This window comes from Clostridium luticellarii, assembly GCF_002995845.1.
In the GTDB taxonomy this organism is placed as follows: domain Bacteria; phylum Bacillota; class Clostridia; order Clostridiales; family Clostridiaceae; genus Clostridium_B; species Clostridium_B luticellarii.
Window position 1 is genome coordinate 54843 of record NZ_PVXP01000006.1, and the last position, 12328, is coordinate 67170.

Sequence of the window (12328 nt, forward strand, 5' to 3'; positions counted from 1 at the left end):
GTAAAATACTGTCGATAATTATACCCATCATATAAGTAAAATTATGAATTTTTACCAGTATTCAATGGATAAATAAGGGGGATTAGGAGATCTGCTGCTGTCATAACCAATTAAAGTATCAATGACATTTTCGGTTCCAAGTAAGGTTATTCCATTGTTGGCAATAGTCCTGTTGCACCATTTCATAAATAGACAGGTGATATTTAACTGTATATATGTGCCTATATCTTTGCCGGAAATAATTTTATTATGCTCAGTTATGGAAATATTGGGAGCATTGTTCCAGGTAGCCGTATTTTCACTGAAGTTTACTAAATTACTGTAAACTCTTAAAGACCGATATGTATTATCTACATAATTTATTTTATCTTTTCTAGTTACATAGAGATGTAAGAACACATTTTTTATAGTGATTTTAGAGGACAATATATCTGTAATATCGAATTTTAACAAGCTTCTATATGCATCAGGGCATTTGTTATAACCTGTATACTGACCTGTATATAAAAATTGAGATAATACAAAATTTTCAGTTGGGAAGAATTCCGATATATATACATCATCAGTTGAATAAGCCATATAAAGAGCCATAATTTTACCTCCTGACTTTTTTAATTTTCCACGTAATGTCTAAATTGTTTTAATATAATATATGGGCTTAAAAAAGATAAAATTACAATATAATTTTCAACTGTGTCAATTTATTATATAATTAAGATGGAGGAGATAAATTGATGAAAAAAATAGAGCTGCTGGCTCCGGCAGGAAACATAGAAAGTATATATGCAGCAGTTGAATCAGGAGCAGATGCTGTTTATCTGGGAGGAAATAAGTTTTCTGCCAGAGCCTATGCACAAAATTTTGATGATAAAAATATGGAGAGTGCAGTTGAATACTGTCACATCCATGATGTTAAAGTATATGTAACTATAAATACTGTAATAAAGGGAAAAGAGATAAATGCAGCTTGTGAATATGCAAGGTTTTTATATAATACTGGAGTAGATGCTCTTATAGTACAGGATATAGGGTTTTCTTCTATTTTAAAAGATATACTTCCCAATTTTGAATTACATGCATCCACCCAGATGACCATACATAATGGGGAAGCCGCCTTATTTTTAAAAAAGATGGGATTTAAAAGGATAGTTCTTTCAAGAGAACTTTCACTGGCAGAGATAGAACATATATCCAGTCAGCTGGGAATAGAGACAGAAATATTCATACATGGTGCTCTGTGTATATGCTATTCGGGCCAGTGTCTTATGAGCAGTATTATCGGAGGCAGAAGCGGAAATAGAGGAAGATGTGCTCAGCCCTGCAGACTTCCCTATGAGATAATAGATGAAAAAGGTAAAAGTAGAAAAAGAGGATATCTTTTAAGCCCTAAAGATATGTGTACCATTGAAAATATAGGAGAAATAATAAAATCCGGTACATCTTCTTTGAAAATTGAAGGCAGGATGAAAAGACCTGAATATGTAGCAGGAGTTGTAAGAGAGTACAGGAATATGATTGATAATTTTTATGAAAACTGTAAAAGCTTAAATGATGCAGCTTATATAAAACACAGTAAAAAAAGCCTTTTACAATTGTTCAACAGGGAGGGATTTTCAAAGGCCTATCTGTTTGGAAACACAGGAAAAGATATGATGTCCTATTCTTTTTCCAAAAATACAGGAACAGAAATAGGTGTTGTTAAAGAAAATGAGACTATTTCTCTAATGGAGGATATATCCGTAGGAGATGGAATCCGGGTGGAAAATTCAGGATTTGTTATTTCCAAAATATTAAAAAATAAAAGAGAAGCATCAAAAGCTTTTGATGGGGAAAGTGTAAAAATACTTCCTTTTAATTATAGAATAGGGGATACTTTATATAAAACTTCTGATTTTCTTCAAATTGAAGAGCTCAGGGAGAGTTATAAATATGCACGTCTAAAAAAGATTGAATTGACTTTAACAGTGAAATTTAAGCGGGGAGAGCCTGTTGTACTGTGCACAAATTATGGCGAGCTGGAATTTAGAGCAGAAGGTAAAAAAGTTGCAGCGGCATTGAAGCAGCCTTTGAGCAGAGAGAGGATATGTGAGAGTCTGAATAAAACGGGAGAAGAGATGTTTAAATTTAAAAGTATAGAATTTGAATATTTCGAAAAGGGTTTTTTGCCTATATCTGCTTTAAATGAAGTTAGAAGAGAGCTTTTTAAAAGGGTTAGAGAATATGTATTGGCTAAAAACAGAAAAGATAATAATTTTAACACTGAAATCCACAGCAGTATTCACATAAAAAATAAATTTGCAGGAGATGAACTGCCTCAAAAAATAATATGTGTAAGCAGTGATGAACAGCTGGAAGCAGTATTGGGATCAAATTTCCAGTGTATATGCATAAATCCATTTCAAAGAGAAAAAATTAATAAATTAGGAAACTTTAAATCTAAAAAAGTATATATTAAAGTGCCTAATATAGTAAAAGAAGAATTTAACTATGTGGAGGATTTTATAAATAGAAACCTAAATAAAATTGAAGGTATAGTTACTGGAAATTTAGGTATAATAAGCAGGTTCAAAGATAAAATAAAAATCCTGGGAGATTATAAATTGAATATAACAAATAGCTCTGCACTAAATTTTTATAATAAAATTACAAATGGAGATTGTCTGAGTGTGGAATTAGATAGACATGAGATAAAGGACCTGGTTGGAAAAGGAGATTTTAAAGCACAAGTTCTAGTATATGGCAAGATAGAGCTTATGGTAAGTGAGCACTGTGTCATAGGAAGTACTGTGGGGAATAAATGCAGCTTTATAAATTGTAATAAAGCTTGTGAAAATAGGAGCTTTTCACTTTTGGACAGGAAGAAAAAAAAGTTTGTACTGAGAACAGATAGATTTTGCAGAAGCTATATATACAATGCTGTACCTATTAATTTAATATCAAATATGAGGGAATTAAGAGGCATGGGTGTTCAAAGCTTCAGGGCAGATTTCACTGATGAAGATTATAGTGAAACCAAAAGAATATTATCGTATTTTCAAAAAGAAGAATTTAAAGGCGATTTTAGCAGATTTACACGGGGACATTATAGAAATGGTGTAGAATAGATATATTGTAAACTTATATTGATTCTTAAATTCCATTTGAATTTGAGAATAACTCAATTTTTGATTGAAAGGACAGATAGATTTAAATGAATGAAAGGTCTTTAAAAGTACTGGAATTTTATAAAATAAAAGAAAAACTAAAAAAATATGCAAGTACGGGTGCGGGAAAAGATTTGATAGAGAAGCTTGCACCTTATGATAATATTTATGAAGTGGTGCAGCATCTTCAGGAAACCCGGGAAGCACTAAAACTTCTAATATTTAAAGGAAGTCCGCCCTTTGAGGGTGTTTACGATGTAAGACAAGGTATAGAGATGGCACAAAAGGGTTTTGTACTTATGCCGGGACAAATTTTAAAAATAGGTGCCATTTTAAGGGCTGCCAGAAGATTTCAAAAGTATATAGCTACAAAGGAAGAAGAAGAGCATTTTAAAATCATAGAAGATATATGTTCTGGAATTACGGTGTTAAAGGATCTGGAAAATAAAATTTTTATGTCCATAGAAAGCGAAGAAAAAATAGCAGATAAAGCCAGCACTGCACTGTACAATATCAGGAAAAGCCTTCAGGATAAAAATGCTTCCGTGAGGGATAAGGTGAACTCATTTATAAGAGCCTATTCTTCATATCTGCAGGATAATTTATATACCATGCGGGGAGACAGGTATGTACTGCCTGTAAAAGCAGAGAACAAATCCTCTGTGCCGGGACTTGTTCATGATCAGAGTTCCAGTGGTGCTACGCTTTATATAGAGCCTATGGGACTTGTAAATTTAAACAATGAAATAAAAGAATTGAAGTTAAAAGAAAAAGCGGAGATAGACAGGATACTGGCTGAGTTGTCCGAAAAAATATATGAGGATGTAAATGCAGTTAAGATCAATGCAGATATAATATGGGAATTGGATTTTGTGTTTGCAAAGGCCAAGTTTGGAAGTGAATCAAATGCAATTGTGCCCAGTGTAAATGAGGAGGGATTGGTTGATATAATAGAGGGCAGGCATCCTCTTATAGATGGTAAAGTTGTAGTGCCCATGGATGTGCAAATAGGCAGGAATTTTACCTGCCTTGTCATAACTGGTCCTAATACAGGAGGTAAAACCGTAGCACTTAAAACTATAGGACTTCTGCATATTATGGCATTGAGCGGTCTTATGATACCTGCAAGAGAAAATTCTACAGTTGGTTTTTTTACTGAGATATTTGCAGATATTGGAGATGAGCAGAGCATCGAGCAAAATTTATCCACTTTTTCTTCTCATATGACCAATATAGTGAATATAATTAAAAAGTCAGATAGTTCATCCCTGGTGCTGTTTGACGAGCTGGGGGCAGGTACGGATCCAACAGAAGGGGCGGCACTAGCGGTTTCCATACTTGAAAATTTGAAAAATAGAGGCTGTACTATAGCTGCAACCACTCATTACAGTGAATTGAAAGTATATGCACTGAAAAGCCAGGGGGTGGAAAATGCCTCCGTGGAATTTGATGTGGAAACATTAAAGCCTACTTATAGACTTATGATAGGATTACCCGGGAAATCAAATGCTTTTGAAATATCAAAAAGACTTGGACTTCCTCAGTTTATAATAGATGATGCCAGAAAAAATATAGCTACTGAGGCCTTGAAATTTGAAGATTTGATTCAGAGCCTTCAGGAAAAGAGAGCAAAGGCTGAAAATTACGCCAGAGAAGCCGAAATTTTAAAAAATGAGGCTGATAAAATCAAGTCTAAATATCAGGAAAAGGCTGATAAGTTGAAAAATATAAGGGATAAATCCATTATTGAAGCTAAAAGAGAGGCAAAAGAAATATTAAGGCAGGCAAAAGAGGAAGCAGATAATATTTTAAAGGACATGAGAGAATTGGAGAAGATGGGGTATAGTTCTTCAGCAAGACACAAATTGGAAGAAAACAGGAAAAAGTTGAAGGATAAATTGGAAAAAACCGAGGAGGATCTGTACAAAACCAGGACTGAAAAGGGAGATAAGCTTGATTCAGTAAAAGAAGGACAGCATGTGTTTATACCTTCTCTAAATCAGAAAGTGGTGGTTTTATCCAAACCAGATGCTAAAGGAGAACTTCAGGTTCAGGCTGGAATTATGAAAGTAACTGTGAACTTGAAGGATTTAAGGGCTTGTAAAGGGAATTCAAATGATGAGAAGAAGAGGATTAAAAGAGAAGCTAAGTTGAATTTTAGAGATGTTTCAACTTCAGTGGATTTAAGGGGGATGGATTCAATAGAGGCAACTTATATTACGGATAAGTATCTGGATGATGCTTATTTAGGTGGACTCAAGGAAGTAACTATAATACATGGCAAGGGTACTGGTGTACTCAGAAATTCCATAACAGATATGCTGAAACATCATTCTCATGTGAAAAATTACAGACTCGGTGAGTATGGTGAAGGAGGATCCGGAGTTACAGTAGTTGAATTGAAATGATTGAAATATGATATAATTATTATGTTAAATTTATTATAGGAAAAGGGGGGAAAGTCCGCTTAATAATAAAATTTTGCATATGCAGGTAGTTTTATTATTTAACGGTATTGTTATGAATTATAAAGATGTGTTAAAAAATGCACGGGAGAACTTAAATGGAAGCTGCAGGGTATGTCCTGCTTGTAATGGCAATGCCTGTGCCGGCGAAGTGCCGGGTATGGGAGGCAAGGGAACAGGGGACTCTTTCAAAGAAAATTTCAATGCACTTAACAGATATAAATTGAATATGAGAGTCATACATAATGCCAAGAACCCGGATACTTCCATAGAATTGTTTGGAAGAAAGATGGATATACCTGTTTTGGCAGCCCCGGTTTCAGGAACTACGCTTAATATGGGAGGGAAGTTTACTGAAGAAGAATATATCTCCTGGGTCATAGGCGGGTGTCTCGATGGTGGAATATACCCCATAGTTGGAGATACTGCTGTAGATTCTTTTTTGATAACTAATTTGGAAAAGTTAAAGCAGTATAATGGTAATGGTATAGCTGTAATAAAGCCCTGGGAAAATAAAAACGTTATAAGCAAAATAAAAATTGCAGAAGAGGCAGGGGTTTTTGCCGTAGGCATGGATATAGATGCAGCAGGACTCATAACCCTGGCGCTTCATGGAAAGCCGGTGGGGCCTAAGACTATAGAGGAAATAAGGGAGATTGTGGAAAGTACCAAGCTTCCATTTATATTAAAGGGTATAATGACACCGGATGAAGCAGGACTTGCTGTAAAAGCTGGAGTAGATGCCATAGTGGTTTCCAATCACGGGGGAAGGGTTTTGGATCAGACTCCTGGAGTGGCAGAAGTACTTCCGGATATAGCTAAGGCAGTCAAGGGCAAGGTTACAATATTAGCAGATGGTGGAATCAGGAGTGGTGTGGATGTACTTAAAATGCTGGCACTTGGTGCAGACGCAGTACTTATAGGAAGACCTTTTGTAACTGCATCTTTTGGCGGGCAGCGAGAAGGGGTAAAATTGTATGTGGAAAATTTAAAGAGTGAACTGAAATCAGCCATGGTTTTGACGGGATGCAATTCCATTGGAAATATAAGCAGCAGGATATTGTACAGCAGATAAAATTATATAAATAATAGGTATATAAAGTATCCAATAAAATACCTTATATACCTAAAAAATTCATTTTACCACCTTTATATATTCCACTTCTGGATCTTCCGTACCCTGTACGTATAGTCCGGTATCTTTCAACTCCTGTACATAGTCTACAATTTCTCTTGTTATCTCTTCGCCAGGGCAGAGTATAGGTATTCCTGGAGGATATGCCATTAAAAATTCGCCGCTTATCATGCCTACGCTGTTTTTTAAAAGTACCGGAACCTTATGGGCGTTGAAAGCTGCCCGGGGTATCTTTAACTGTCTCGGTATATCGGGTATATCCAGAAAATCTGATTTTTTGCTGCCGCTGCCGTAGTATTCACTGCTTATTTCTTTTAAAGCATTTATTAGAGAGTCCATGTTTTCCCTGGTATCTCCAAAGGAACCTACAGCCAGGACATTGTATATGTCTGACAGTTCCATCTGAATATGGTATTTATTTGATAAGATCATATCCAGATCATATCCGGTGATTCCCAGCTCCCTGCAGGTTATGGTTATCTTGGTGGGATCCAGGGAGAATACACCTTCATTTCCCAGTATCTCTTCACCGAAGCAGTAAAAGCCCGGAATATTGTTTATTTCATATCGGGCATAATTTGCCAGTTCGATGGACTTATCCAAAAGTTCTTTTCCGTGAAGGGCTATTTGCCTTCTGGCGCAGTCTAAGGAAGCCATCAGAATGTATGAAGGTGAAGTGGTTTGAATAAGTGATAATACCTGCTGCACTCTGCCTACATCAATGTATTTTGAATTGACGTGGAGCAGTGAACACTGGGTCAAAGCACCAATTATCTTATGTGTGCTTTGAGAACACATATCTGCGCCAGCTTGTATAGATGAGATTGGCAGATTGTCATTAAAACCAAGGTGAGGTCCATGGGCTTCGTCTACAATTAATGGGATATCATAATTATGCACAATATCCGCAATTTTTTTTATATCTGCAGCTACTCCATAATAAGTGGGATTTATAATTAAAACTGCTTTTGCATCAGGGTTTTCCATGAGAGTTTTTTCCACAGTTTCAGGAGTAACACCATGTGCTATGCCTACGGTCTTATCCAGGGCAGGCTGCATGTATACAGGTATCGCGCCGCTTAGTATAATTCCCGCAGTAACGGATTTATGGACATTTCTGGGAATTATAAGTTTATCTCCAGAAGTTACTACAGACATAATCATTGCCTGTATGGCTCCGGATGTACCTTGAATTGAAAAAAAAGCGGCATCCGAGCCATAGGCATCAGCAGCCAATTGTTGAGCCCTTTTTATCGGGCCATTGGGATGATGAAGACTATCTACTAGCTTAAATACGGTCACGTCAATCTTAAAAGGATTTTCGCCCATGAATTTTTTAAACTCAATATCTGCTCCAACACCTTTTTTATGACCGGGAACATGGAAAGGTATGGTTTTCCTGTTCACATATTCCATCAATGCGTCAAATAACGGTGTTTCATTTTGATCTAATCTATACAACTTGATAAAGCACCTTCCTTCATAAAAATATCCCTTTAATCCTTGAAATTAAAGGGTTGGACTAGATTATTAATAAAAACTAATATAATTATATGTTAATTGATTTATAAATTCAACAATATGGTTGTAAATTTTATAGAATAAATTATGGACAGAAAGTAAAGCTGCAGTAAAAATATTATGTCCCCGGTGTTTTTAATCATTTTTTATAGTATAATAGAACTTGTTAAATATTGCATATAGGGGGAAATTGGTATGTATAGAGAAAAATATGAATATTGGCTGAACTCACCTTATATAGATGAGAAAGAAAAATTGGAGTTAAAAAATATAGATGATGAAAGGGAAATAGAAGATAGATTTTATAAAGACCTGGAATTTGGCACAGGAGGCCTTAGAGGAATAATAGGCCTGGGCACAAATAGAATGAATGTATACACTGTGGGAAAGGCTACAGAAGGTTTGTCTCAATATCTTATAAATAAATATAAAAAAGATATTTCTGTGGCAATAGCCTACGACTGCAGAATAATGTCCAGGGAATTTGCTCAGACTGCAGCATGCAATCTATGTGCCAATGGAATCAAGGTCAATCTTTTTAAAACACTTCATCCCACCCCTATGCTTTCCTATGCAGTGAGGACGTTAAATTGTAAAGCGGGTATTGTTATAACTGCATCACATAATCCAAAACAGTACAATGGCTATAAGGTATACGGAGAAGATGGAGGACAGATAACGGATGCTTCTGCAAATGAAATATTATCCAGTATAGAAAATATTGATGATTTTTCAAAGATAAAGCATATTGATATGAAAGAGGCAGAAAATAAAAAACTTCTCAACATGATAGAAGATGAACTGGATACATCTTATATAGAAAAGGTAAAAAATCTGGTTATAAGAAAAGAACTTGTAGGTTCTCATGCCAGAGATTTAAAAGTGATATATACGCCGCTTCACGGTACTGGAAATATTCCGGTTAGGAGAACTTTAAAAGAACTTGGATATGAAAATGTATTTGTGGTGAAGGAACAGGAAAAGCCAGATGGAAACTTTCCTACTGCAGCATATCCAAATCCTGAGGATCCCAAGGTATTTCACCTTGCTCTGGATATGGCAAAGAATATAAAACCGGATATAATATTTGGAACAGATCCGGATTGTGACAGACTTGGAGTAGTGGTAAAAGATAGTCATGGGGAGTACAGGGTGCTTACAGGCAATCAGGTGGGAGTGCTTTTAACCCATTATATTCTTTCTTCTTTGAAAGAATTTCACAAGCTGCCTGAAAATGGCCGGATAGTGAAGACCATAGTTACCTCGGAAATGGCAGCTGCCATAGCAAAAGATTATGATGTGAATGTTATAGATGTACTTACCGGATTTAAATATATAGGGGAGAAGATAAAGGAATTTGAAGAGAAGGGTGATAAAAAATATATATTTGGTTTTGAAGAAAGCTACGGTTATCTGGCCGGAGATTTTGTAAGAGACAAAGATGCTGTAATCGCCTCAACTCTGGTATGTGAAATGACTTTGTACTATAAGATGGCAGGAAAGAGTCTCTATGAGGCTTTGATGGATCTTTACAAAAAGTATGGATTTTACAGGGAAAAGTTGATTTCCATAGAATTGAAAGGCAAAAAGGGGCATGAGGAAATTGAGACAATACTTCACTGCCTGAGACATTCCATGAAGAGAACATTGGGTAATGTGAAAATAATCAAGAAACTGGATTATAAATTGAGCGTGGAAAAAGATTTGGTCAATATAAGTGAAAAAATTATAGAACTGCCTAAATCAAACGTACTTAAATTTGTTATGGAGGATAAATCCTGGTTTGTAGTCAGACCTTCGGGTACGGAGCCCAAGATAAAAATATATCTTTCCGTAATAGGCAGTAGTAGTCAAGATTCTCAAGAAAAAATGGAAACATTTGAAAAGAATGTCATGAATGTAATTAGGAATGCAAACTGATGATATAATGGTGTAGGTGATATAGTTTATGGATATAAAATCATATTTTGCAGAAAAATTGTCTGGACTTCTATTTTTAGAGGTGGAGAAGAAAAATGTTGAAAAGATATTTGAAGCAAGTCTGCCTGAAAATATATATCTACCTGTAAATACCAAGTATATAGTGGATAATGTAAAATTGAAAAAAAATATGGATGAGATACCTGTAGGATATTTCATTGAGGGAATGTACTATGTACTGGGAGCAGATGAAAACTTTAAATTTGCCGGGAAGTATAAAAATATCCTGAAAAGCAGCCAGGACAATAATAAGTTTATAAAAGGTGTAATTGCAAAGAATATTAAAGATAAGAATTATGAGGATGCTTATATAATTTTAAAGGGATTATCTATTTTGGAAGATACCGTGGAGATATATGACAAACTCATAATTATGGCGGATGAAATCAGAAAGAAAAACCATGTATATAGAGAAGAGGAATTGAACATTCTGGAGAAAGCTGAACTCAAAGAGGACTATGCACTTCCATATTTTTATGAATCCATTTTGAAGAGGGAAAGCGGAGATTACGAAAGGGCGCTGTTTTGTATAAACACCTATATAGAAAAAGGGGGAGAAGAGACCCTGGAGGTAACAGATTTAAAACAGTGGCTCATATCCATTGTAAATTACGATAGAGGAAAAGAGCTTTTAGAAAATGACCCGGTGGATCCTCTGAAAGCTCTGAAGCTTTTGATACCTCTTATGGATACCTGGGGAGATAATGCTCTTTTGTATTATTATATAGCTATTGCCTATAGGATGCTTGAAAACTATGAAAAGGCAATTTATTATCTGAATGAAGCGTTGAATATAGACAGTAGTATAGTGGAGATTGTAAATGAAATGGGAATCAATTATGCTTCCCTTGGAAAATATGAGACTGCTGTAGCTTATTTGAGAAAGGCTTTTGAAGTTACAAAATCTGTAGAGATATGCACAAATCTTGTAATGTGCTATTTGAATTCAGGAGACTTGAAGAATGCAAAAATCCATATTCAAATTGCAAAAAAAATAGACCCCAAAGATGAGGTGGTAGTTCAATTGGAGAATATGGTAAAAAATATGCCTGATTTGAAATGAATTTTATAAGTGAATTATGGAAGGGATGCTGTAAAATGAATGTAAAAAAAGCTATAATACCGGCAGCAGGGCTTGGAACCAGATTTTTACCTGCTACCAAGGCACAGCCTAAGGAAATGCTGCCCATAGTGGATAAACCAACTATACAGTATATTATAGAAGAGGCAGTGGCTTCTGGAATAGAGGAAATACTTATAATAACAGGAAGAAATAAGAGAGCTATAGAAGATCACTTTGATAAGTCAGTTGAGTTGGAAAAAGAATTAAACAGCAAAGGCAAGGATGATCTTCTGAAGATGGTACAGGATATATCCAACATGGCAGATATTTATTATATAAGGCAGAAAGAACCCAGGGGACTGGGGCATGCCATAAGCTGTGCTAAAACTTTTGTGGGAAATCAGCCTTTTGCGGTAATGCTGGGGGATGATGTGGTAGACAGCAAAGTTCCCTGTCTAAAACAGCTTATAGACTGCTATGATGAGTATAAGACTTCAATTATAGGAGTGCAGGAAGTAGACAAAAATGAAGTTTATAAATATGGAATAGTCAAGGGCATGTACATAGAAAATAGAGTATATAAGGTTAAGGATTTAATAGAAAAGCCTAAAGTGAAAGAGGCTCCGTCAAATATAGCCATACTTGGCAGGTATATAATAACTCCGTCCATATTTGAAATACTGGATAATACCACTCCGGGAAAAGGTGGAGAAATTCAGCTTACAGATGCCCTCAGAACACTTGCCAAAAATGAAGCTATGTATGCATATACCTTTGAGGGAAGAAGATATGATGTAGGTGACAAGCTCGGGTTCCTTCAGGCTACAGTGGAGTATGCGCTGAAAAGGGAAGAGTTGAAAATGCCTTTTATGAAATATCTTTTAGATCTAAAAGAACAGGAACTTTTTAAAAATGTACATGATAAATTAGTTGAAAAAAAATAACTTATGGATATAATACAAAATGTATAAAAATGAGGAATTAAAAAATATGTTGAATAATTTTACTTATGATGTAAAAT

General features: G+C 35.3%; 8 protein-coding genes. 6 read left to right on the forward strand and 2 right to left on the reverse strand.

What is annotated here, in order from left to right; all coding sequences use genetic code 11:
- Positions 1-51: 51 nt before the first annotated feature.
- Positions 52-591 carry a DNRLRE domain-containing protein gene (locus tag CLLU_RS03795; protein ID WP_106008246.1) on the reverse strand — a complete coding sequence of 180 codons (540 nt, stop codon included), beginning with the start codon at positions 589-591 and terminating at the stop codon, positions 52-54.
- A gap of 143 nt (positions 592-734) precedes the next feature.
- Here CLLU_RS03795 and CLLU_RS03800 point away from each other — a divergent pair, with 143 nt between their 5' ends.
- From CLLU_RS03800 to CLLU_RS03810, 3 genes are all read left to right on the forward strand, one after another.
- Entirely contained in the window at positions 735-3104 is a 2370-nt protein-coding gene (locus tag CLLU_RS03800; protein WP_106008247.1) for a U32 family peptidase, read from the forward strand.
- Between the two features lie 86 nt (positions 3105-3190).
- The gene (locus CLLU_RS03805; protein WP_106008248.1) at positions 3191-5551 is read left to right on the forward strand and encodes an endonuclease MutS2; all 2361 of its coding nucleotides are present in this window, start codon (positions 3191-3193) and stop codon (positions 5549-5551) included.
- A gap of 112 nt (positions 5552-5663) precedes the next feature.
- Positions 5664-6683: an alpha-hydroxy-acid oxidizing protein gene (locus tag CLLU_RS03810; protein WP_106008276.1), complete on the forward strand. Its 1020-nt coding sequence runs from the start codon at positions 5664-5666 to the stop codon at positions 6681-6683.
- A 60-nt stretch (positions 6684-6743) separates the two neighbouring features.
- Here the strand turns inward: CLLU_RS03810 and CLLU_RS03815 are convergent, their stop codons facing one another.
- Complete coding sequence (locus CLLU_RS03815) at positions 6744-8204, reverse strand: aminotransferase class I/II-fold pyridoxal phosphate-dependent enzyme (RefSeq protein WP_106008249.1); 1461 nt, start codon at positions 8202-8204, stop codon at positions 6744-6746.
- A 255-nt stretch (positions 8205-8459) separates the two neighbouring features.
- Between CLLU_RS03815 and CLLU_RS03820 the strand changes: the two genes are divergently transcribed.
- Genes CLLU_RS03820 through galU form a run of 3 tightly spaced genes read left to right on the forward strand, consistent with a single transcriptional unit; the run spans position 8460 to position 12251 of the window.
- On the forward strand, positions 8460-10184 hold the full coding sequence (locus CLLU_RS03820; protein WP_106008250.1) for a phospho-sugar mutase: 1725 nt from the start codon (positions 8460-8462) through the stop codon (positions 10182-10184).
- A gap of 28 nt (positions 10185-10212) precedes the next feature.
- Positions 10213-11307 carry a tetratricopeptide repeat protein gene (locus CLLU_RS03825; RefSeq protein ID WP_106008251.1) on the forward strand — a complete coding sequence of 365 codons (1095 nt, stop codon included), beginning with the start codon at positions 10213-10215 and terminating at the stop codon, positions 11305-11307.
- Between the two features lie 35 nt (positions 11308-11342).
- Positions 11343-12251, forward strand: coding sequence for a UTP--glucose-1-phosphate uridylyltransferase GalU (gene galU / locus CLLU_RS03830; protein ID WP_106008277.1), 909 nt, complete (start codon positions 11343-11345; stop codon positions 12249-12251).
- Positions 12252-12328 lie beyond the last annotated feature (77 nt).

What these genes read in the sequence shown, in the direction of transcription:
- CLLU_RS03795 (WP_106008246.1), bottom strand. Translation starts at nt 591, where the DNA reads ATGGCTCTTTATATGGCTTATTCAACTGATGATGTATATATATCGGAA.
- CLLU_RS03800 (WP_106008247.1), top strand. Translation starts at nt 735, where the DNA reads ATGAAAAAAATAGAGCTGCTGGCTCCGGCAGGAAACATAGAAAGTATA.
- CLLU_RS03805 (WP_106008248.1), top strand. Translation starts at nt 3,191, where the DNA reads ATGAATGAAAGGTCTTTAAAAGTACTGGAATTTTATAAAATAAAAGAA.
- CLLU_RS03810 (WP_106008276.1), top strand. Translation starts at nt 5,664, where the DNA reads ATGAATTATAAAGATGTGTTAAAAAATGCACGGGAGAACTTAAATGGA.
- CLLU_RS03820 (WP_106008250.1), top strand. Translation starts at nt 8,460, where the DNA reads ATGTATAGAGAAAAATATGAATATTGGCTGAACTCACCTTATATAGAT.
- CLLU_RS03825 (WP_106008251.1), top strand. Translation starts at nt 10,213, where the DNA reads ATGGATATAAAATCATATTTTGCAGAAAAATTGTCTGGACTTCTATTT.
- galU (WP_106008277.1), top strand. Translation starts at nt 11,343, where the DNA reads ATGAATGTAAAAAAAGCTATAATACCGGCAGCAGGGCTTGGAACCAGA.